Below are 18,491 nucleotides of genomic sequence, written 5' to 3'. Positions count from 1 at the left end.
CACTTTCTGAGAAAAAATTCCTAGTCTGGTCGAAACTCCCGCGCTGAGCGACGCTGGCAAAGCGCGTAAAACCCTGCTTTTGCCGGCGGCTGGTCATAAGCCGGCAGGTGTGAAATCATTCGTCGAAGCTCATGGAATGATTCCCGTCGCACGGCCTTGTGGGAGAGGACGATGGACAGACCAGCCATGGCATCCGTGTTCAGGATGCGGCATGCACCAGCCACGGTTTCCGGCGTGTGCAGCACCGGCCAGGGTCAGGCCGATCCAGTCATCCGCGTGCGTTCGCTGGGCGAAGCCATCCGTTTCGTCGCCAACGCCTACCCCCAATACGACGTCGGCGCCGTCGCCATCAGCTGTGGGGATGTTTCGATCGGCAGCCTCGGCAACCTGGAGGTCAAGGCGCTGTGGCGCGAATATGGCGAACGGCTGACGCAGGAATAGGCATTCGCCCGCAGCCTCTCTGGAGCGGAAATGCCGCTCGTGCGTTTCAACCCCAGCCACGGGAGCAATCGCCATGAATGTCGCCAACCTGCAACTCGAAGGCCTGTTGATGGCCGTCGCCTCGATCAATCGTCTCCTGGTTCAAAAGGGGGTGCTGACGGCGGAGGAAATCGACCTGGCCCTGCGCAAGACCGAGGCCGGCGAAACCAACGAGGAACGATCCGAAGGCATGTCCGCATCCAGCCGCGACGCCGTCAACTTTCCGATCCGGCTGCTGGAACTCGCCAACCAGTGCCAGCCGGAGGCGGAGCTGCCGTCCTTCTCAAAGCTGGCCCGCATGGTCGGCAAGATAAAGGAACCCTACAACGACCAGCTGTGAACGGTGCCGGCGGGCCGGCATGCGTCCGCGGTGGCCCACTGCCCTCGCCTCAAGCCCTGCCCGGCCATCCCAAATTGAGCGAAAGCACCTTGCCCGGTCCATGTACCGCCGCAAACAGCAGTCCGGCCAGGAACGAAAAATGGTCGATGAAGAAGCCGAACTCGGCCTGGTTGCCGGCCCAGTGGCTGGGTCCGTGGAAGGCAAGGGCCAGGAACAGCACATAGGCGGCGGCCACCAGGGCCGCCTGCGTGAAGAAGGCGCCGGTCAGGAAGCAGAGCATCAGCGCGACTTCCAGGATCGCCGCGCACCAGGCCAGAAACAGCGGAAACGGAAAGCCGGCGGCGGCGATATAGCCGGCGGTGGCCGCCATGCCCATGAATTTGAACGTCACGGCCATCAGGAAGACGCCGGCGAAAATCAGCCGGGCGATGAGAAGGGCCGCGGTCTGCCACGGCGATTGAGTGATTTGCGACGACATGCTCGTTCTCCAGCTTTGCAGGTTGCTCGCTCCTAGGACGCGCGACTGGAGCCAGATCCGACACGCCAGGCCAATTTTTCTCGACAGGGCGCTTGCCGCGGGTCGAAGCAGGCTTCGAAGCCTCACACCGACGGCAGGGAGCGATCTTCGGTTTGTCGGCCGACGGTATAGCGTTGCTCGCTCAAAGGGGGAAACGGACATGGCCAAGGCATTGACCATCGGCGCACCGCGGCATCCGGCGATGAGCACCGCCTACGAACAGGAATGCAGGGATATGCTGGCTCCGCATCTCGACGCCCTGCTCCGCAAGGTCGAGGCTGCCGGCTGGGACCGCGGGCAGGCCGCCTCGGCGCTCATGTATCTCGCCGCGATGCGGCTGAAGCCGGCCTGACGACACGCCGGCCCGAACGGCTCTCCGGCGCATCGCGATTGAAAACTTGTTGGTAATCACGAATGTGATATTGTTAGCCGGGGCTAATGCAGCGGTGTGCCGGTGCAGCAATTTTGGGTGGGCTGAAATTTGCGAACAAGCGTCAGGTTTGGGGCGATACCTCGTGGCGTGGGGTCGGCGACGCTGGAATGCAGCGGCTGCGGCGGCGCTGGCCAGGTCTTCCAATGTCCGCGCTGGACGAGTTCCAACGGCCATTGTTGCCCTGCCGGCACCCACCGGCGCGGCTGCCCCGGCCTCAGCGCAGCATGCTCCGAATGCGACGGCGACCACGCTGCCGACGCCGACCCGATGCGGCCATCGGCCTGATACAGGCCGGTTGCAGCCTGGCCGTGTCGCCTGGTGGAACCGGCGGCGCCGATCTGTGTTATGTCGTGTTGATCGCGGGCGCCGAAGGTTGCGCGTTTCCCCGACAACAGAAAGCGAGGCCTGAAATGGCTGACGACAAGTCGAAGACGAAACAGGACCGCAAGCAGGTCTCGGGCGAAGAGCCCTACGAGGTTGCCGCCTTTGCCCGCAAATACGGCATTCCGCCAAGCGAGGCACAGACCATCATCAAGCGCTACGGACCCTCGCGCAAGAAGCTCGACGCCCATATGGCGGCCCGCGGCTAGCCGAAACCATTTCGCCTGGGCGGCGTTGAAGACGCTGCGGGCTGCGTCAACCGGGCCTGGTGGTACGGTGAACAGGATGTCTTTTTCCCGGTTTCTCATCCTGGCCAACGAAACGGCAGACGAGCATCTGTCCCACCCGGCCCGCAGCGCCACGCATTGAGGGAGGTTGTCATGTCCGACACCATACGCAGGACCGGCAGCTGCCTGTGCGGCGGCGTGCAGTTCGAGGTTCACGGCGCGCCGCTGCGCGTCGGCCTGTGCCATTGCAAGGATTGCCGCAAGGCCGGCGGTTCGGTCTATTCGGCCTTTGCCATCTGGCCGCGCAAGGCCTTCGAGACCACCGGCCTCGTCAGCTCCTATGGCACGCGCAGCTTTTGCCCGACATGCGGCGGCCGCGTCGCCTGGGTCGACGACAACGAGGCCGAGGTGGCAATCGGCAGCCTCGACATCGCGCCGACCGATCTCGTGCCCGAATATGAATTGTGGACCTCCAGGCGCGAGACCTGGCTGCACGCTTTGCCCGGCGCCGAACAGTTCGAGCATGACCGCCCAGCGGCGTACAACGCCGAAGCGCCGACGCCGAGATCGCTGTCGGACATCGACGCAGAGATTTGATCTCCGGGCAAGGGAACCCTGCCCTGCCGCCGACGTTACCGGACGCCTCTCACGCATGTCGCCCTGCGACTTGCGGCAATCATGGAGACGACCGTTGAACGACAAGATGTTTCCCCGCCCCATCAGGCTGAAATTCGCGCCTGAGCGCGAGCGCATCGTCCGCAGCGCCTGGGAAGGCCTGGAATGCCTCGGCGACTGGCCGGCTGGCCAGGGACGGCGCTACCGGGCGGCGTTGCGCAGCTGCCGCGATGCGCTGGATGGCTGGACGCCGCCGGAAAAAGCGATGCGGGCGGTGATCGACGCCGCGCGCGAAGCAAAACTCCTGCAGTAGTTGGAACAGGGCCATGTCCGAGCTCATTTTGCCCACACCGATGCGGATCAAGCCGCATGGCTCGGACACGATCCGCGACGTCGCCACGCTCAGGGACGCCAGCGAAATCCTGATCGACTGGCCGCAGGCCAAGCGCGGCCCTTTCTACCAGGCGGCGCGCGAGAAGATCGAAGCCGCATTGGAAACCCAGACAGGCGCCGCCGAGGCGCAGGAAGCGTTCGCAGCGCTCTGCAGCCACGCCGGCGTACTGGTGCGGTAGATGTCAAAGAAGCAGACGGGGCGTCGTGCCTCGCCTGCTTTGTCATTTCGTTGGAAGCTCGCCCTGGACAATCGGCTGAGAGGTTTCGAATCCAAAGCTCTTCGGCACCAGAAGAATCAATGCAATCACGATGGCGATCGATGCAAGCAACGTGGCTGTGGCTGCAATATCTCTCACGATAATCTCTCCAAATTCCAAGTCGTGAGAAAAACGCTCCCGAGAAAACGAGGTTCCATTAGCTTGTGCGATAATACCAGGGAGCCGGCGTTTATTGCTTCGGCGGCTGGGGTGGAACTTCACCCGGCTTGATCACCGGCGTCTTGCCTTCGTCGGGGGCCGGCGCCGCCATGCCCTGGTCTCCCGTCGGGGGCGGTTTCAGCACGCCGCCGCAGTCGTTGAGCTTCGCGGTCAAATTGCCGTCATCGGCTTGCTTTTCAGGCTGCTGTTTTGCCTCTTGCCCGGTCTGAGCCCTGCATTTGTCGGCCTGCGGCGCCTGGCTGTCGTTCTGCTGCTGGGCTGCGGCCGGCACTGCCAGCGCCAGCATCAGGCCGAATGGCATGATGGCGAGAGTTCTCATCACTGCCTCCTTCTTTCTTTCACGGTCGCCTGCGGCGACCTTCCCTTCACAGGGACAACGCCTGTCGACGAAAAAGGTTGGCCGCCTCGCCGGGCGGCATTGCAACCAAACCCGTTCGCCGGCCGTTGCGCGTGCCGGAGGCGGTCATGTTCGAAGGTTTTCAAAGCGCGGAAATCGACACCGGCGATGCCGGCATATTCTGCCTGCGTGCCGGTACCGGGCCGCCATTGCTGTTGCTGCACGGCTTTCCGCAGACGCATCTGATGTGGCGCGACATCGCGCCCGCTCTGGCCAGCCGGTTCAGCGTCGTCTGCGCCGATTTGCGCGGCTATGGCGGCAGCTCCTGTCCGGCGTCCACTCCGGACCACGCACCCTATGCCAAGCGCGCCATGGCGGACGATTTGGTGAGGCTGATGGAGAAGCTGGGTTTCAGCAGCTTCATGGTCGCCGGCCATGATCGCGGCGGGCGTGTCGCCTACCGCATGGCGCTCGACCATCCGGGCAGCATCGACAGGCTCGCCGTCCTCGACATCGTGCCGGCCGCCGATGCCTGGGACCGCGCCGACGCCAGGCTGGCGCTGGGCTATTGGCCATGGTCGCTGCTGGCGCAGCCCGAGCCATTGCCCGAAAAGATCCTGTCCGGCGCCGCCGAGGCGATCGTCGACAATGCGCTCAACGGCTGGGGCTCACAGCCATCGGCGTTTCCAGCCGAAGTGCGTCAGGCCTATGTCGAGGCCCTCCGTACGCCTGCCCACGCCCATGCCATCTGCGAGGAATATCGGGCGGCAGCCACGCTCGACCGCGAGCATGACCATGCCGACAAGGCAGCCGGCCGGCGCATCCGCTGCCCGCTGCTGGCGCTATGGAGCGGTCAGGGCGCGTTGGCGGATTGGTATGCCGGCGAAGGCGGGCCGCTGGCGCTGTGGCGCGGCTGGGCCGACGACGTGCGCGGCCAGCCGATGCCGGGCGGACACTTCTTCCCCGAGGAGGACCCGGCGCGGACGGCCGATCTGCTGGCCGGCTTCTTCAGTGAGACCGGTCACGGCATCTCCCCGCGATCGGAATTACCTTCGCCTTCCCTTTGATGGGGTCGAGGCCGCCTCCTTCTGCACCTTGGCCTGACTGCCTTCATCACCGGCGGCAAGGCCGGGTCCGCGTTCGAACCGGTGCAGGAAGCCGGCAACGACCAGTACGATCAGCGTGCCTAACCCGGCCACCTGCCAAAGACCAAGGCCGCAGGCTACGCCGATCGCGCCCGCCAGCCACATGCCGGCGCCGGTCGTCAGCCCATGCACCTCGCCGCGCGAAAACATGATCGAGCCGGCGGCGAGGAAGGCGACGCCGGCGGTCACCGCCTCGACCACCCGGATTGGATCGACCTTGACGGCTTCCCGCGCGAACATCGGCGCATGCACGATCTCGATCGTCAGGATGCCGAAGGTGGCGGCGGCGACGCAGACGAGAATATGCGTGCGAAGCCCGGCCGGGCGGTTACGCCATTCGCGCTCGAAACCGATGACCGCGCCGTAGAGCGTCGCCAGCAACAGCCTTGCCGCGATGACCGGAAACGAGGTGTAGGTGGGATGGCCGAATTCCTCGACGAGCTGTTCCATGATGTCCCCTGAAGGCCTGACGCCAACAACGCGGCCGCCGGGTCACGGTTCCCCCAGGATTGTCTTCAAGGTGGCCCGAGCCACGACGATCGTGGCAGGCTTCTCGACGGCTGAAAGAGGTGCAGCAAGTAGTTCGGGGTCGAGTGGCCGGGTCTCGTCACTCTCGCCTCGCCTGTTGGCCTCGCCTTTGGGCCAATTCCAAGCTGCGTGCATCATACTGACAAAATCTGTCACTGCCTTGCTCTATATGCTGGCCATCAACACCGAACAAAAGGAACGAACGATGACTGGAACAAACGGCAAGGCTCTGGCGATCGCGCAGGCCTATTTCGAAGCGATGGCAAACAAGGACGCCGGCAATATCGTCTCTATTTCTGCCGAAGACGTGGCCTGTATTTCTCCGGTGGGCGAGCTTCAGGGCGTGCAAGCATTCCGTGGCTTTCAGGAAGGCTTCGCCAAGATGATCAAGAAGCTGACCCTGCTCGCAGCCTTCGGCGACGATGAGCACGCCGTCATTGTCTACGATGCGGAAACCTATCCGGTTCCGAACGCGATCGTGGCCGAGCACATCATCGTCAAGCACGGCAAGATCGCATCGACGACCGTGATTTACGATGGCACGCCCTTCGCCGAGTACATGAAAACGGTTCAACCGCACTGAGCCGCGCCGGCAGAAAGAAGTCCCCCAATGACTATCATTGCCCCTACGACACAACGGCTAGGCACCTTGGCCGAGGTGGTCGCCTCCACACCGAGCCCTGCTATGAGACGCATCCAGTATGACCGCTACGGCGGCCCGGAATTGATGAAGCTCAGGGATTTCGAGCTTCGCACCCCCGGAAAGGGTGAGGTTGCTATCAGGGTCAGCTTCGCGGCCATCAATCCCATCGATTGGAAAGTGCGCAACGGTGCGCTGAAGATGGTGACGGGGAAAACCTTCCCGCGCGCCCTGGGCAGCGACTTTTCAGGGACCGTCACCGCCATTGGTCCCGGCGTTTCGCGCGTCAAGGTTGGTGATGCCGTGTTTGGCCTCGCCCCAATCAAGGATGGTGGCGCACTCGGCGAAGCCGTGATCGTGCCGGAAACCTTCATTGCCAAGAAGCCGAACTCCATCTCTTTCGAGGAGGCGGCGTGTCTTGCCACCCCCGGCATCACAGCCTGGAATGGCCTCGTCGACAAGGCGCGCCTGAAGGGCGGGCAGCAGGTCTTCATCAACGGGTGCAGCGGCGCCGTCGGTGAATCGGCGGTTCAAATCGCCCGTATGCTCGGCGCCACGGTGTCGGGCAGTTGCAGCGCGCAAGCGATGCAAAGGGCTGTCGACCTCGGCATGCAAAAAGTATTCGACTATCGCACGATTGATCTGTCCAAGCTCGGCGCCCGCTACGACGTCGTTTACGACACCGCTGGCATCATGACGGTGGCCGTGGGCCTCGGTTTGCTGCGCAAGGATGGCATATATCTAGACATCAAGCCGACGCTGCCCAAGTTCATCCGTGCCCTTTTCACGCGGCAGCTGAAGCCGATCATATGCACACCGGGGGCCGACATCCTGGATGGCCTTGCCCGGGCCGCAGGGGAAGCGCAACTCAAGCTGCCGGTTGCCGAGATTGTTCGGCTTCAGGACGCGATCCCCTTGGTGATCGCCCTTGAAGGAGGCCGCAAACTGGGCGGAAAAGCCTTGGTATCCATGGCCTGACAGCTCGCTGCCAAATTTTGGCACCAGCTGTGCTAGGATAGTTCCATGTCCAAGAGCAACCGGCTTTTCGAGCTTATGCAGATGTTGCGACGGCACCAACGCCCGGTGCCGGGCACGGAGCTTGCGCGCGAAGCCGGGGTTTCTTTGCGGACCATCTATCGCGACATTGCCGCCTTGCAGGCTTTGGGCGCTCAAATCGAAGGTGAGCCGGGCTTCGGTTACATTTTGAAGCCCGGCTTCCTTTTGCCCCCACTGATGTTCTCAGAGGAGGAAATGCACGCGCTCACGCTGGGGGCGCAATGGGTGAGCCGGCAGACAGATGCGGGACTGGCGCGCGCCGCGGAAAACTTGCTTGGCAAGATCGGCGCGGTGCTCCCTGTCGAGCTCCGCCCAATCCTGAATGAGAACGCCTTCCATGTCGGCCGCGCGCCAGACCATGCAAACGAGATCGATATGCAAATGGTGCGCCAGGCGATGCGCGAGCAACGCAAGCTGCTGATAACCTATCATGACCCGAAGGGGCCCGAGACCGAACGGATCATCTGGCCGATCGTGCTCGGCTTCGTCGAAACAAAGCGCTTTATCGCCAGCTGGTGCGAGTTGCGGCAAGACTTCCGGCTGTTTCGCATGGATCGGGTTGGCCGGGCGAAACTACAGATCGACCGCTATCCGGGACGCCGTCGTGATCTCGCCAAGCAATGGCGGGCAAAGGTCGATAGCGAAAACGCGAACACATCTCGCGACGGCAAACCCCGCGCTTAATTGGCGGCCGCCAAGAGCCCGACCCTCAAGCGCTCAGGACGTTTCGGTTTCAGGCAGGTCGGCGCCCAACTGCGGAACGATGATCGAATCCAGCGGCGCCGTCAGCGACCAGCTGAGATGGCCCGGACTGCGATCCAGCACCGCCAAGCCGTTCAGCGATTGCGGCGCGACCCGTTGCAGGACGACGGTGCCGAAACCCTTGCGCGTGCTTTCGTCTTGCCGCCCCCCGGGCCGCTCTCCCTCACGCACCGGCATCGTCTCGTCCCAGAGCAGATGGATTTCCAGCTTGTCCGAAGCGCCTTCGACGATCCGCCAGGTGATCTCCAGCCGCCCGGCCTCGCTCGCCAGCGCGCCATATTTGGAAGAGTTGGTGCCGAGTTCATGAAACGCCATGCCGAGATTTTGCACGGCATTCGGCTGCAGGGTCAAAAGCGGTCCGGAAAGCGATACCCGCGCTTCGTGGCCGAACGGCTTGAGCTGCTCCTGGGCAAGGTCGAAGAGGCTGGCGCCGGCCCATTCCGAGTTCACCAGCAGATCGTGCGACCGCGACAGCGCCATGATGCGGGAACGGATCATCTCCTCGAACTCGCGCGGATCGGTCGAGCGTTTGCTGGTCTCCCGGATCATCGAGAGGATCACCGCGAACTGGTTCTTGACGCGATGGTTCACCTCGCGGAGCAAAAGCCTGATCCGGCGCTCGCTCTCCTTGCTGGCGGTGATGTCGCGGGCGATCTTCGATGCGCCGATGATCTCGCCGGACGCGTTCCTGATCGGCGAAATGGTCAGCGACACGGCGATGAGGCCGCCATCCTTGCGCCGGCGGATCGTCTCATAGCTGGCCAGGAGTTCGCCCTTGCGAACCCGGCTGATGATGTCGGTCTCTTCATCCTTGAGATGATCGGGGATGAGCATGAGCACGGAGCGGCCGACGGCCTCTTCGGCGGTGTAGCCGAACATGCGTTGCGCCGCCGCGTTCCAACTGGTGATGATGCTGTTCAGGTCCTTGCTGACGATGGCGTCGAAGGACGAATCGACAATCGCCGCCAGCCGAGCGTGGGCAGTGATTTCGAGCAGGCTATCGACGCTTGCCAATTCTGTCATTGCCCCGTCGTGGCCCCACCTTGCCGCCTCCCGCCAGCGTCTGCGTGAGGATTCCCCTCCTGCCAGAAATGCCTGACCGGGCATTTTGGTTGCAGTCGGTGCGCAGCATTCCGCATTTGCGGTCGCGGACACGCATGTCACGATAATGCCCGGCCCTCCATCTCGGCAATGCCTCTGCGGCCGTAAATGCCGATCCAGTCGAGCTGCTGTAAGCCCGGTGGCCGCTTCGCCCTGTCCGTCTCATCGGCCTGCTTCTTCGGAGCCGGCGTCGTTGGGCGGCGCAACGGGCACTGCATCGGCGTCGGGATTCCTTTGCGGACAGTCCTCGTAGCTGTGGTCGCGCCCGCCGCAGAAGGAACAGCACATGGCCTCGCGATCCCCGCTTCCGGGCCGCCATTGCGGAGTTTTGTAGGGCTTCCTGCCATCCATCCCCAGCAATGCACGACGGACCATTTGGTTGCGCTGCCACAGACGGCGAGCCGGCGGTTGCGGAACCACCCGGCGGGATGCGAGTTTCGGCCGATATGTCCATTCGAGGAACAGCCATGCCAATGCGCCGAATTGCCTTCATGACGGCAGCGATCCTGCTGGCCGCGACCGGCCTCGCCGAAGCCAGGCCCGACACCCGCACGATGAGTTGCGACCAGCTCCGGCAACTGCTCCAAAGCCGCCATGCCGTGGTGCTGACCACAGGCCCCAACACCTATGACCGCTATGTCAGGCAGTTCGGCAACGAATGCGACTGGCCGGAGGTGCCGATGTCGGCCTATGTCCCGACCCGTGACGGCAGCTGCCCGGTCTACCGCTGCGAGGAACCTGTCACCAACTTTCCGGACTGACACCGCGCTTCCAATCGGCTTTGCCGCCGCAGTGCGTTGATCCCGGCGCGCGAACCGGCTAGGGGTGGGGCGCAACGTGCATTTTCCCGCTTCGTCTAATGGTAGGACAGCGCCCTTTGAAGGCGTGAATCGAGGTTCGAGCCCTTGAGCGGGAACCAGCAACCAAGCGCTTGGCTGGTTCGAAGCCGCGCGCAGACTGGCCAGCCGGCTTCAGCACATTAGCGCGCGCTTGTATTTCACTCGAAGCAGGATCATCATCCAGGCCGTCAGTGGCTTGAAGGGGTACAGCGCATGGAACTGAGTTGCTTTGACGGGGGCGTCCTTGCGTCGACGATGTCCCTGAACGTCACGGCGGTTTTCATGATAGTGGCCGCATTTGCCGCATTTCGGCTGGTTGCAATGTCAGGCGAAGGTTCTGTCGACCAACTCCAGACGGCGTAGCCGGCAGAGAACCTCCCGTGCAGGAGAACGGCATATGGCCGCGAGAAAGGTGATAGCCGTCAAGGACTGGTCTTGCGGCATGAGCGACGAGCTTGGCCGCGTCGTGCTGACCATCAACCCGACCGAGGGTGAGCCCATCCTGGTTTTGATGACAATTTTCCAGGCGGCAAGGATGGCCGGGGAATTGCGGGCGCCGAAACTCGTCTCCATACCCCGGTGATGCCACGCCCCTGGTAAGGCGGATCAAGCTCGCCGGGGCAGCCCCAACGCCCTCCCCGGCGAGCCCTGTTGCTCCGTTACGATGAACAATGGAGCAATTACTGCTTTACGGATCCGGGCGCCGTCAAGTTGCATCCGGCTCCTGAAACCATTTCGCGGACCCCGCGTTGACCACCGGGCCGACACAGGAGACATCTCATGACCGTCAACTGCCGCATATCGATCGACAACCGGCCGGAGGCCACGGACGCGGTTTTTCAGGCGGTTCCGCGGATCGGCGAAAGCGTTGCGCTGTCGATCGATGGAACCACGCAGGATCTGCGGGTATCGCGTGTCGTGCACGTCACCAATGGCAGCCTGGAAGGTGCCGCGATCGTCGTCGAAGTGACGACCAACATCCTCTGAATCGAGAGTTATGGTCCGCTGGGCCGGCCGGCACCGCGTTGCGGCGACCGGCAGCCTGAAAGGACTCGAGCGGCTCACGCGCGGTGACCCGCTACTCCTTGCCGCTTTCGGAAATGCCGTTGCCGCCGGCGGTTGGTAGGATGCCGAAGTCTTGCGACTTCGCCCCTTGCTCCGCCGTCAGGAACCCGTCCGAGGCAAGCCCGCGCCGCAGCAATTCCCTGACCGCTGCCGAACGGCTCGGCATACGCTTGTCGAAGCGCCAGTTTTCCAGCGCAGCCAGCTCGTCTGACGTCAGCATGATCTGCAACCGTTCCGGGCGTTCCAGTTCAGTCATCGCGCTCCCTCGCTCAGGATCCCGATACCTCGAATGAGTATTCAACTCGCTTACCTAATAGTTAGGAAAGCGCTCCTAGCGCGTCAAGACCTCGGGATGAGTGAACTGCTTCTCATGCGCATGATGAGCCTGATGGTATTCGGCGTAAGGCGCATACTTGCATAACTATGCTAACTAGCTGATTTGTTTAGATATTATTTAATTCGTGACTTGCCAAGACGAAGCCTCTGCCGCATTGTGCAACCTGAACAGAAAACCGTTCCCTTTGGGAGGTTTCGATGCGGTATGATTACTCGGCGCGACTGCGCGATGACGTCCGTTCAGCGGTCCAGATCGCCTTCAGGAAGACCGGCATCGTCAGTATCACGGCGGTGGCGGAACATGTAAGGGTCAGGAACCTGGCCGAAAACATCGCCCTCGAGGACGTCGAATACCTTGTCTTCCAGGCAGCCCAGCTGATTGGCGCCGCAATTGAATTCGACGGGCTCACCAATTTCGACGGCGTGGCTGGCCTGTTCGTGGATGGTCTCGGTGGCGACGATGGCGGGCGGATGATCGCCCAACGCGACGGGCCTGGTCCGGCCACCCTGCAGTAAGACGGTACCGGCTGAACAGGGGGCCTTCTCAAAAGGCCGCCCTGCTGTTTCTGAACCGGGTGATGACCGGAGCCGTTCCGTCAGGCAGAGCCGGCGATTTGTGAGGCGAAGTCGCGATAGGGACGCAGAGGGCGGCCCAGAAGCGCGGTCAGGCGCTCGACGTCGCCGGCCTCGGGCAGCATGCCGTCGGTCAGGAACCGTTCGCCCATCAAGCGCATGTCGTAGGCCATCCAGGCCGGCAGGAACTGCTTGAGATTCTGCTCGAAACCTTCGGTGTTGTCGCCGCCGTAGCTGATCGGCCGGGCGAGCACGTCGGACCAGATGGCCGCGATATCCGTCCCGGTCAGTGTCTGCGGACCGACGAGGTTGATCCGCTCGAGCGCAAGCGGCTCCGCGGACCGTTCGCGGCGCAGCAGCTCGAGAGCGGCGATCTCGGCGATATCACGCACATCGACCATGGCGAGGCCTTTGGCGCCGATCGGCATTGTGTAGGTACCGTAGCCGGTGATGACGTCTTCGATCATCAGGTCGTTCTGGATGAAATAGGCCGGGCGCAGGATCGTAGCCTGGAAGCCCATCTGCTCGATCATTCGCTCGACGCCGAACTTGCCGGCGAAATGCGGCACGTTCACATACACGTCGGCATGGATCACCGAGAGATAGACGATCCGCTCGATGCCCGCCGATCGGGCGACGTTCAGCGCGACCAAAGCCTGGGTGAATTCGTCCGGCACCACGGCGTTCAAGAGGAACAGGGTGGAAACGCCGGACATGGCCTTGCGCAGTGAATCGACATCGAGAAAGTCGCCTTGCGCGACCGATAGGCCCGCCGGGAAGCTGGCTTTCGACGGATCGCGGACGAGAGCACGGACGTCGGCGCCGCGCTTGACGAGGTGCTCGACGACTTGGCGGCCAACATTGCCTGTGGCGCCGGTAACGAGGATGGTCATGGAATTTCTCCTGTTGGGTTGCTTGACAGGCCCAATATGTGTGGCTCACAAACACTCAAACAGACCGAAATTTTAGACGCACCGTCTCACTGGTGGAACACCTATGGATATTCTGGCCCTCACCGATTTCAACCTCGTTGCCCGCCATGGCGGTTTCGGCAAGGCGGCACGGGCCACCGGCCGGCCCAAGGCAACCCTGTCGCGGCGCGTTGGAGACTTGGAGAGCAGCCTTGACCTGCGCCTGTTTGAACGGGGTGCGCGTAACCTGAAGCTGACCGAGGAAGGACGGGCGCTTTTCGAGCGGACGGGGGCGTTGCTTGCCGAACTGGACGAGACGGCCGCGGCGATCGCCTCGGGCGGTCAAAGACCCAAGGGAAGACTGCGGATCAGCGCGCCCCTGCTTTTTTCTCAGACCGCGATGGGGAGGATCGCCGCGGGATTTGCCCTCAAATTTCCGGAGGTGAGGCTGGAGGTCACGACGGAGGACCGGGCTGTGGACATGATCGAGGAAGGCTACGACCTGGTGATCCGGGTCAACCCGGATCCCGACGAAAGCTTGGTCGGACGGGCGTTTCTCCGCGACCGGCTGGTCGTCGTGGCGAGCCCTCACCTTCCTCGCACCGGTGGACCGGCCCCTGCCGTTGCGCGCGGGAAAGGCGAACGGCAAACATGGCACGTGAAGACCGAGGGTGGCCGGTCGACGATCAAAATCGAGCCGGTCCTCGCTTTGGGAACGCTCATTATGGTGCGCGATGCGGTGCGGGCGGGGGTCGGTGCGGCACGTCTTCCCATTTCGTTGGTGGCCCACGATTTGGCTGACGGCACGTTGGTGAATTGGGGGGACATCGACGCCCCTGAGATCGCTCTTTGGACGCTCTACCCCTCCCGGCGGCTGCTCAGCCCGCGCGTGTCGGCGTTCCTGGATTTTCTGAAACAGGCCTTCCCGAACGGGACGCCGGACGAACTGGCCGCCTATATCGGCAGGTGATGCCCGGCTGCTTTCGCCGGCAAGAACTTTTATTTCTGGCGGAAGGAGTTTGCGGTGGAACAAGTTGGGGCGACGGCAATTACCTTGTCGCCCTACAAGAGGAGGACGTCGTGAAAGACTTGCGCAGTCTCCTTGCCGAACTGTCAGCCAACTGGCTCAAGCGCCGCAAGGCGCAGGCGCTCACGACCGTGAACACGGTCAAACCCCGCCCTGCCCACCAGGCGACGCGGCAACGCGCCGCCCACAAACCCAAAACACCGCCCACCCGCGACGTCGCCTCGAACATGTGAGCCCCGCGGACAATGTGGGGCCCAATGCCGCTGGGGGTATCGGCAATCTATCACGCCAGATTGATTGGTAGCGACGAAACCTTGAGCGGACATAAGCGTTTATTGCTTCAGCCCAATTGAGGTGGTTCCAATGCAAACGGCATGGTTCTCCAAACCTGTGGCGGTTTCGGTCGGCGTCACCGGTTCCATCCATCATCTGTCCAATACACAGCAGGCCATTGATTTGCTCACCACACATTGGCGTGACGCAGGCAGCCCGAAGCATCGGTCCGCACTGCGCGCCTGCCAGCGGGCGACGAGCGGCGATGTTGCCCCCGACGTCGCCAGGGCGGCGCTCGTCGAAGCAGCGCGCGAAGCCCACATCCTGATCGAATAGCCACATCCTGATCGAATAGCCACATCGTGATCGAATAGGCGTATCGATTGAACCTGCTGACGCTATAATCGCTGCGCCCCCTCCGGAGAACGCCTGCCATGACCCTGAAAACACGCAAGCTCGGCAGCCAGGGGCTGCAGGTCTCGGCTATCGGCCTCGGCTGCATGGGCATGAGCCAGTCCTATGGCCCGGCCGACGAGGCCGAATCCATCGCCACGCTGCACCGTGCCATCGACCTCGGCTGCACCTTCCTCGACACCGCCGAAGTCTATGGCCCTTACGACAACGAAGCCCTGCTCGGCCGGGCATTGAAGGGCAAGCGCGACCAGGTGACGATCGCCACGAAATTTGGCTTCCGCATCGAAAACGGCAAGCAGACCGGAACCGACAGCCGGCCCGAGCACATTCGAGAGGCGGTGGAAGCCTCGCTCGGCCGCCTCGGAACCGACCGTATCGACCTGCTCTACCAGCACCGCGTCGACCCGGCGGTGCCGATGGAGGATGTCGCGGGCGCCGTCGGCGAACTCGTCGCGCAAGGCAAGGTGCGCTTCTTCGGCCTGTCGGAAGCGGGTGCAGCCAACATCCGCCGGGCGCATGCCGTGCATCCGGTGTCGGCGTTGCAGAGCGAGTATTCGCTGTGGGAGCGCAATCTGGAGCCGGAGATCATCCCGCTGCTTGGCGAACTCGGCATCGGCCTGGTGCCGTTCTCGCCGCTCGGCCGAGGGTTTCTCACCGGCCAGGTCAAGCGTGCGGAAGACTATCCCGACGGCGATTATCGCCGCAACGACCCGCGCTACCAGGGCGAAAACTACGACGCCAATGTCGAGGCGGCCGCCAAGGTGAGCGACATCGCCGCTGCCCGCGGCGTCAAGCCCGGCCAGGTCGCGCTGGCCTGGCTGCTGGCGAAGGGCGACGGCTTTGGCATCGACATCGTGCCGATCCCCGGCACCAAGCGCAGAAAATACCTGGAAGAGAACGTCGCCGGCGCCGCTATCAAACTCGATGCCGCCGAGATGGCCGCGCTCAACGAAGCGCTCGCGCCGGGAAAAATCTCCGGCCCGCGCTACACCGAGCGGGGCATGGCGATGGTCGACCGGTAGGGGGCGCCTGCTCCAGCGTCCGCGACAATCTCGCCAAGCTCGTTCCGAATAGTGACGCTAACGAAAGCCCAGATGCTTCCGATAGCAGTGGGTTTCCACGGTGAACCTGCCGGCGACATCATCCGGCAGCCAAAGTGCGTCTTCGAAGCTGCGGCTCAAGCGCCACCCTTCGCGGGCATAAAATCTCTGCGCGCGGACATTTCCCGCCGTGCAGAAAAGCTCTGCCACGCCCTGTTCGCACAAGAGATGCTCGGCATAAGACAGCAGATCGCGGGCGGTTCCGCTTCCCCGTGCTTGCGGGCTTACATAGAGTTTGACCAGCTCCGCCCCGTTTATCGAGACGAAGCCAAGCAATCCATCGGCAGCCGCCACATGGAAGGCATCGGTGGATTGCTCCAGCCACAGCGCAAAATGCGCCGGCGTTCGGTACGCCAGGATTCGGCTGGAACCAGATGCGCATGGGCATCATGCCAGCCCTGATGCCACAGTTGCACGATCGCCGACCGGTCGGCTTCCTGGGCTGGGCGAATTTCGAGCATTTCTCACCGCCGACGGGTAACTAATCCGTAAGGCCGCGCGGAGGGCCGCCTTGTTCCATGGGCCTTCAGCCGATTTCGGTCAACCCGCCGCTGCCGCGGTAACCTTCTTGGACGCGGCCCGCTGTCGCCGCATGCGCCGTTTGGCGACAAGCTTGAGCGCGACCGGCGGCTCGTTTGACAGCGCGCCCAGCACGGCGTCGACCATGCCATGCGCCACGAAATCCGCGTTCATGTCACGCGCCAGTTTGCCCGCCGTCTCCTTGTCCTCGCTGTCGGCCTCCGACCAGAACACGATTCCCACCCGAAGTGCGGCCTTCGCACGCTTCAGCCGGCGGACCAGAAAGCGGGCGTGCTTGATGGAATCCCGGTTCAGGAATCCGACCACGACGGTGTCGACGGTTTCGAGCTCAAGGCGGCGAATGCCGGCGGGTTCCATATCGGCAAAGCTGGCTTTCGACACCGTCGCGCCCTGGACCTCCAGCACCTGCGCCAGCATCGCAGCAGCGGCGTCGTCGAGCTCGCCACGCCCCCCGGCGCAAAGCACGGACATATCCGTGCCATCGGGCAGTTCGGTCTCGTCCTCCCCGCCGGGATCGTCATCGTCGCTCGCCTCTGCGGCCACGGGCGGCCCCTCCTCCTCGCCTGCCTCCTCCTGCGCGCTGTCGTCGAGATTGGCGACCAGCATCAGGGCACTGGCCGCCACCTGCCGCCTTTGCAAATCGCCCATGACGCCGCGCACACGGTCCTGTTCGCCCAGCAGAAGCGCCGGAATGGCAACCTTGTCATAGAATTCGACCAGATATTTCTCCTCCAGCATCTCCTCGGCATGATCGGTGGCTTCTTCCGGATCGCCGGCCAGCAGCCGCTGGTACAGGCGCGCATGGGGTTCGAGCACGGGCTCGTTGCCGAACAGCACGTCCAGGAATTCAAACTGCGGCACGTGCCTGCCCAGCACCACCAGGCAGACAGTGAGCGGCGTCGACAGGATCAGCCCGAGCGGCCCCCAGAGCCACGTCCAGAAAATCGCCGCGACGATGATCGCCAGCGGCGACAGTCCCGTTCGCGAACCGTAGAGCCAGGGTTCGATGACATTGCCGGTGATCAGTTCCATCACCACGAACAGGGCGGCTGTCCACAGCACGAGCGACCAGCCCGGTGCCACGGCCAGCGCCAGGAACAGCGGCAAAAGCATGCCTATGATCGGGCCGATATAGGGAACGAAACGCAGCGCCAGTGCCAGCAGCCCCCACAGCAGCGCATTGGGAATACCGAGGGCCCAGAGCCCGATCGCGATCGGTATGGCGTAGACGATGTTGACGACCAATTGCATCAGGAGATAGCGGCCCACCCGCTTGGCGGCATCCTGAAGCGCCTCGGTGGTGCGGTGGAGGTCGCCGTAGCCGACAAGCCGGATGAAGCGGTCGCGCAGATCCTCCCGCTCGAGCAGCATGAAGATGACGACGACGATGATCAGCCCGGCCGACCCAAGCGGGCTGATCAGCGGCCCGACGACATTCTGCAGGACCTGAAGCGGCCTTTCGTGCGCGACGATCTCGACCGGCACCGGCTCGCGCGGCGGCTTTTCCGGGGCGGCGGCCGGCAGCGAGGGGTCTTGCCTGTCGATCTCCTGGCCGACCCGCTCGACCACCTTGCTCAGTCTGGCAAGGATCCCGCCCCCGACCCCGGTCTCCTTGAGCGAGCGGATCTTGGTCAGGATGTTGGTCTGGTAGACCGGGATGTTCTGCGCCAGTTCGCTGACCTGCGTGGCGACGATGAAGGAGAACAGGCCAAGCGCCGCGAAGGCGCCGAGCACGCTGGCGATGACGGCGGCAATCCGGGGAATGCCGACCTTTTTTAGCGCTGCGACAAGCGGCGCCAGTGCGAAGGTCAGCAGCAGCGCGATGGCGATCGGCAGGAAAACCTCGCGCCCGAAATACAGTGCCGCCACTGTCGTGACGATGGCCGCCACATTGGGCAAAGAGGTTCGCGGATGGGGCGCGGCCGCTGAAAGGGCGTCCCCCAGCCCATCAGCCGGAGACGCCGTGCCGTTTCGACGATTGGCCACGTGATGCCTCCCTGCCAAATGCCATGATCGGGCAT

The 18,491-nt window shown here is 63.4% G+C and carries 28 protein-coding genes and 1 tRNA gene; 20 read left to right on the top strand and 9 right to left on the bottom strand.

The annotated features are described in order from the left end of the window. Window positions 1-171 precede the first annotated feature (171 nt). Window positions 172-441 (top strand): hypothetical protein, encoded by a 270-nt coding sequence (locus tag AC0NIL_RS15330; RefSeq protein WP_063168562.1) that lies wholly within the window; start codon window positions 172-174, stop codon window positions 439-441. Window positions 442-514: 73 nt separating this feature from the next. Further along, the gene (locus AC0NIL_RS15325) at window positions 515-820 is read left to right on the top strand and encodes a hypothetical protein (RefSeq protein ID WP_013530780.1); all 306 of its coding nucleotides are present in this window, start codon (window positions 515-517) and stop codon (window positions 818-820) included. 49 nt (window positions 821-869) lie between these two features. On the opposite strand, the gene AC0NIL_RS15320 is transcribed toward AC0NIL_RS15325, so the two are convergent. After that, complete coding sequence (locus AC0NIL_RS15320; protein WP_473572109.1) at window positions 870-1,298, bottom strand: DoxX family protein; 429 nt, start codon at window positions 1,296-1,298, stop codon at window positions 870-872. A 199-nt stretch (window positions 1,299-1,497) separates the two neighbouring features. Between AC0NIL_RS15320 and AC0NIL_RS15315 the strand changes: the two genes are divergently transcribed. From AC0NIL_RS15315 to AC0NIL_RS15295, 5 genes are all read left to right on the top strand, one after another. Continuing rightward, window positions 1,498-1,689, top strand: a complete 192-nt coding sequence (locus tag AC0NIL_RS15315) for a hypothetical protein (protein ID WP_013530778.1) — start codon at window positions 1,498-1,500, stop codon at window positions 1,687-1,689. A 491-nt stretch (window positions 1,690-2,180) separates the two neighbouring features. Further along, window positions 2,181-2,360: a DUF3606 domain-containing protein gene (locus tag AC0NIL_RS15310; RefSeq protein ID WP_013530777.1), complete on the top strand. Its 180-nt coding sequence runs from the start codon at window positions 2,181-2,183 to the stop codon at window positions 2,358-2,360. A 171-nt stretch (window positions 2,361-2,531) separates the two neighbouring features. After that, window positions 2,532-2,975, top strand: a complete 444-nt coding sequence (locus AC0NIL_RS15305; protein WP_473572111.1) for a GFA family protein — start codon at window positions 2,532-2,534, stop codon at window positions 2,973-2,975. A gap of 94 nt (window positions 2,976-3,069) precedes the next feature. Further along, a complete protein-coding gene (locus AC0NIL_RS15300) occupies window positions 3,070-3,306 on the top strand; it encodes a DUF982 domain-containing protein (protein WP_013530775.1) in 237 nt (78 codons plus the stop codon). 13 nt (window positions 3,307-3,319) lie between these two features. Then, window positions 3,320-3,565, top strand: coding sequence for a DUF982 domain-containing protein (locus AC0NIL_RS15295; protein ID WP_013530774.1), 246 nt, complete (start codon window positions 3,320-3,322; stop codon window positions 3,563-3,565). A 42-nt stretch (window positions 3,566-3,607) separates the two neighbouring features. On the opposite strand, the gene AC0NIL_RS15290 is transcribed toward AC0NIL_RS15295, so the two are convergent. Continuing rightward, window positions 3,608-3,742: a hypothetical protein gene (locus AC0NIL_RS15290; RefSeq protein ID WP_263484935.1), complete on the bottom strand. Its 135-nt coding sequence runs from the start codon at window positions 3,740-3,742 to the stop codon at window positions 3,608-3,610. Window positions 3,743-3,833: 91 nt separating this feature from the next. Beyond that, entirely contained in the window at window positions 3,834-4,142 is a 309-nt protein-coding gene (locus AC0NIL_RS15285; RefSeq protein WP_013530773.1) for a hypothetical protein, read from the bottom strand. Between the two features lie 146 nt (window positions 4,143-4,288). On the opposite strand from AC0NIL_RS15285, the gene AC0NIL_RS15280 reads away from it, so the two are divergent. After that, window positions 4,289-5,227, top strand: a complete 939-nt coding sequence (locus tag AC0NIL_RS15280; RefSeq protein ID WP_473572113.1) for an alpha/beta fold hydrolase — start codon at window positions 4,289-4,291, stop codon at window positions 5,225-5,227. On the opposite strand, the gene AC0NIL_RS15275 is transcribed toward AC0NIL_RS15280, so the two are convergent. Beyond that, complete coding sequence (locus AC0NIL_RS15275; RefSeq protein WP_473572115.1) at window positions 5,207-5,755, bottom strand: MgtC/SapB family protein; 549 nt, start codon at window positions 5,753-5,755, stop codon at window positions 5,207-5,209. The two genes, AC0NIL_RS15280 and AC0NIL_RS15275, sit on opposite strands and share 21 nt — an antisense overlap. On the opposite strand from AC0NIL_RS15275, the gene AC0NIL_RS15270 reads away from it, so the two are divergent. The 3 genes from AC0NIL_RS15270 (at window position 5,754) to AC0NIL_RS15260 (ending at window position 8,213) form a co-directional block, all read left to right on the top strand. Then, window positions 5,754-6,416, top strand: a complete 663-nt coding sequence (locus AC0NIL_RS15270) for a nuclear transport factor 2 family protein (protein WP_473572116.1) — start codon at window positions 5,754-5,756, stop codon at window positions 6,414-6,416. The two genes, AC0NIL_RS15275 and AC0NIL_RS15270, sit on opposite strands and share 2 nt — an antisense overlap. A 102-nt stretch (window positions 6,417-6,518) precedes the next feature. Next, window positions 6,519-7,451, top strand: a complete 933-nt coding sequence (locus AC0NIL_RS15265) for an NAD(P)-dependent alcohol dehydrogenase (RefSeq protein WP_473572117.1) — start codon at window positions 6,519-6,521, stop codon at window positions 7,449-7,451. Window positions 7,452-7,496: 45 nt separating this feature from the next. Next, window positions 7,497-8,213, top strand: coding sequence for a helix-turn-helix transcriptional regulator (locus AC0NIL_RS15260; protein WP_224621165.1), 717 nt, complete (start codon window positions 7,497-7,499; stop codon window positions 8,211-8,213). 33 nt (window positions 8,214-8,246) lie between these two features. Here AC0NIL_RS15260 and AC0NIL_RS15255 read toward each other — a convergent pair whose 3' ends face one another. Beyond that, the gene (locus AC0NIL_RS15255; protein ID WP_013530772.1) at window positions 8,247-9,314 is read right to left on the bottom strand and encodes a sensor histidine kinase; all 1,068 of its coding nucleotides are present in this window, start codon (window positions 9,312-9,314) and stop codon (window positions 8,247-8,249) included. Between the two features lie 545 nt (window positions 9,315-9,859). On the opposite strand from AC0NIL_RS15255, the gene AC0NIL_RS15250 reads away from it, so the two are divergent. From AC0NIL_RS15250 to AC0NIL_RS15235, 4 genes are all read left to right on the top strand, one after another. Beyond that, window positions 9,860-10,153 (top strand): hypothetical protein, encoded by a 294-nt coding sequence (locus tag AC0NIL_RS15250; protein ID WP_063172570.1) that lies wholly within the window; start codon window positions 9,860-9,862, stop codon window positions 10,151-10,153. An 84-nt stretch (window positions 10,154-10,237) separates the two neighbouring features. Further along, window positions 10,238-10,311: transfer RNA gene (locus AC0NIL_RS15245), tRNA-Gln, on the top strand. A 317-nt stretch (window positions 10,312-10,628) separates the two neighbouring features. Then, on the top strand, window positions 10,629-10,814 hold the full coding sequence (locus AC0NIL_RS15240; protein ID WP_013530769.1) for a hypothetical protein: 186 nt from the start codon (window positions 10,629-10,631) through the stop codon (window positions 10,812-10,814). 197 nt (window positions 10,815-11,011) lie between these two features. Then, window positions 11,012-11,218, top strand: coding sequence for a hypothetical protein (locus tag AC0NIL_RS15235; RefSeq protein ID WP_013530768.1), 207 nt, complete (start codon window positions 11,012-11,014; stop codon window positions 11,216-11,218). Window positions 11,219-11,309: 91 nt separating this feature from the next. Here the strand turns inward: AC0NIL_RS15235 and AC0NIL_RS15230 are convergent, their stop codons facing one another. After that, window positions 11,310-11,552: a hypothetical protein gene (locus tag AC0NIL_RS15230; protein ID WP_013530767.1), complete on the bottom strand. Its 243-nt coding sequence runs from the start codon at window positions 11,550-11,552 to the stop codon at window positions 11,310-11,312. A 278-nt stretch (window positions 11,553-11,830) separates the two neighbouring features. Between AC0NIL_RS15230 and AC0NIL_RS15225 the strand changes: the two genes are divergently transcribed. Continuing rightward, window positions 11,831-12,148 (top strand): hypothetical protein, encoded by a 318-nt coding sequence (locus AC0NIL_RS15225; RefSeq protein WP_013530766.1) that lies wholly within the window; start codon window positions 11,831-11,833, stop codon window positions 12,146-12,148. 80 nt (window positions 12,149-12,228) lie between these two features. Here the strand turns inward: AC0NIL_RS15225 and AC0NIL_RS15220 are convergent, their stop codons facing one another. Then, entirely contained in the window at window positions 12,229-13,098 is an 870-nt protein-coding gene (locus AC0NIL_RS15220) for an SDR family oxidoreductase (protein ID WP_473572119.1), read from the bottom strand. A gap of 103 nt (window positions 13,099-13,201) precedes the next feature. Between AC0NIL_RS15220 and AC0NIL_RS15215 the strand changes: the two genes are divergently transcribed. The 4 genes from AC0NIL_RS15215 (at window position 13,202) to AC0NIL_RS15200 (ending at window position 15,852) form a co-directional block, all read left to right on the top strand. After that, the gene (locus AC0NIL_RS15215) at window positions 13,202-14,086 is read left to right on the top strand and encodes a LysR family transcriptional regulator (protein WP_013530764.1); all 885 of its coding nucleotides are present in this window, start codon (window positions 13,202-13,204) and stop codon (window positions 14,084-14,086) included. A gap of 110 nt (window positions 14,087-14,196) precedes the next feature. Beyond that, on the top strand, window positions 14,197-14,376 hold the full coding sequence (locus AC0NIL_RS15210; RefSeq protein ID WP_473572121.1) for a hypothetical protein: 180 nt from the start codon (window positions 14,197-14,199) through the stop codon (window positions 14,374-14,376). Window positions 14,377-14,506: 130 nt separating this feature from the next. Then, window positions 14,507-14,752, top strand: a complete 246-nt coding sequence (locus AC0NIL_RS15205; protein ID WP_013530762.1) for a DUF982 domain-containing protein — start codon at window positions 14,507-14,509, stop codon at window positions 14,750-14,752. 98 nt (window positions 14,753-14,850) lie between these two features. Beyond that, window positions 14,851-15,852 (top strand): aldo/keto reductase, encoded by a 1,002-nt coding sequence (locus AC0NIL_RS15200; RefSeq protein WP_127388351.1) that lies wholly within the window; start codon window positions 14,851-14,853, stop codon window positions 15,850-15,852. A 57-nt stretch (window positions 15,853-15,909) separates the two neighbouring features. On the opposite strand, the gene AC0NIL_RS15195 is transcribed toward AC0NIL_RS15200, so the two are convergent. Further along, entirely contained in the window at window positions 15,910-16,224 is a 315-nt protein-coding gene (locus tag AC0NIL_RS15195) for a GNAT family N-acetyltransferase (RefSeq protein ID WP_473572123.1), read from the bottom strand. Between the two features lie 246 nt (window positions 16,225-16,470). Continuing rightward, a complete protein-coding gene (locus tag AC0NIL_RS15190) occupies window positions 16,471-18,456 on the bottom strand; it encodes an AI-2E family transporter (RefSeq protein ID WP_275952652.1) in 1,986 nt (661 codons plus the stop codon). Window positions 18,457-18,491: the final 35 nt, after the last annotated feature.

The organism is Mesorhizobium sp. WSM1343, from assembly GCF_055901535.1.
The sequence above is the reverse complement of the archived record's forward strand: the minus strand, read 5'-3'. Positions and strand labels throughout refer to the sequence as shown.

Excerpts from the sequence above, each read along its gene's own strand:
- AC0NIL_RS15330 (WP_063168562.1), top strand. The coding sequence starts at position 172 with ATGGACAGACCAGCCATGGCATCCGTGTTCAGGATGCGGCATGCACCA.
- AC0NIL_RS15325 (WP_013530780.1), top strand. The coding sequence starts at position 515 with ATGAATGTCGCCAACCTGCAACTCGAAGGCCTGTTGATGGCCGTCGCC.
- AC0NIL_RS15320 (WP_473572109.1), bottom strand. The coding sequence starts at position 1,298 with ATGTCGTCGCAAATCACTCAATCGCCGTGGCAGACCGCGGCCCTTCTC.
- AC0NIL_RS15315 (WP_013530778.1), top strand. The coding sequence starts at position 1,498 with ATGGCCAAGGCATTGACCATCGGCGCACCGCGGCATCCGGCGATGAGC.
- AC0NIL_RS15310 (WP_013530777.1), top strand. The coding sequence starts at position 2,181 with ATGGCTGACGACAAGTCGAAGACGAAACAGGACCGCAAGCAGGTCTCG.
- AC0NIL_RS15305 (WP_473572111.1), top strand. The coding sequence starts at position 2,532 with ATGTCCGACACCATACGCAGGACCGGCAGCTGCCTGTGCGGCGGCGTG.
- AC0NIL_RS15295 (WP_013530774.1), top strand. The coding sequence starts at position 3,320 with ATGTCCGAGCTCATTTTGCCCACACCGATGCGGATCAAGCCGCATGGC.
- AC0NIL_RS15285 (WP_013530773.1), bottom strand. The coding sequence starts at position 4,142 with ATGAGAACTCTCGCCATCATGCCATTCGGCCTGATGCTGGCGCTGGCA.
- AC0NIL_RS15280 (WP_473572113.1), top strand. The coding sequence starts at position 4,289 with ATGTTCGAAGGTTTTCAAAGCGCGGAAATCGACACCGGCGATGCCGGC.
- AC0NIL_RS15270 (WP_473572116.1), top strand. The coding sequence starts at position 5,754 with ATGATGTCCCCTGAAGGCCTGACGCCAACAACGCGGCCGCCGGGTCAC.
- AC0NIL_RS15275 (WP_473572115.1), bottom strand. The coding sequence starts at position 5,755 with ATGGAACAGCTCGTCGAGGAATTCGGCCATCCCACCTACACCTCGTTT.
- AC0NIL_RS15265 (WP_473572117.1), top strand. The coding sequence starts at position 6,519 with ATGAGACGCATCCAGTATGACCGCTACGGCGGCCCGGAATTGATGAAG.
- AC0NIL_RS15260 (WP_224621165.1), top strand. The coding sequence starts at position 7,497 with ATGTCCAAGAGCAACCGGCTTTTCGAGCTTATGCAGATGTTGCGACGG.
- AC0NIL_RS15255 (WP_013530772.1), bottom strand. The coding sequence starts at position 9,314 with ATGACAGAATTGGCAAGCGTCGATAGCCTGCTCGAAATCACTGCCCAC.
- AC0NIL_RS15250 (WP_063172570.1), top strand. The coding sequence starts at position 9,860 with ATGCCAATGCGCCGAATTGCCTTCATGACGGCAGCGATCCTGCTGGCC.
- AC0NIL_RS15240 (WP_013530769.1), top strand. The coding sequence starts at position 10,629 with ATGGCCGCGAGAAAGGTGATAGCCGTCAAGGACTGGTCTTGCGGCATG.
- AC0NIL_RS15235 (WP_013530768.1), top strand. The coding sequence starts at position 11,012 with ATGACCGTCAACTGCCGCATATCGATCGACAACCGGCCGGAGGCCACG.
- AC0NIL_RS15230 (WP_013530767.1), bottom strand. The coding sequence starts at position 11,552 with ATGACTGAACTGGAACGCCCGGAACGGTTGCAGATCATGCTGACGTCA.
- AC0NIL_RS15225 (WP_013530766.1), top strand. The coding sequence starts at position 11,831 with ATGCGGTATGATTACTCGGCGCGACTGCGCGATGACGTCCGTTCAGCG.
- AC0NIL_RS15220 (WP_473572119.1), bottom strand. The coding sequence starts at position 13,098 with ATGACCATCCTCGTTACCGGCGCCACAGGCAATGTTGGCCGCCAAGTC.
- AC0NIL_RS15215 (WP_013530764.1), top strand. The coding sequence starts at position 13,202 with ATGGATATTCTGGCCCTCACCGATTTCAACCTCGTTGCCCGCCATGGC.
- AC0NIL_RS15205 (WP_013530762.1), top strand. The coding sequence starts at position 14,507 with ATGCAAACGGCATGGTTCTCCAAACCTGTGGCGGTTTCGGTCGGCGTC.
- AC0NIL_RS15200 (WP_127388351.1), top strand. The coding sequence starts at position 14,851 with ATGACCCTGAAAACACGCAAGCTCGGCAGCCAGGGGCTGCAGGTCTCG.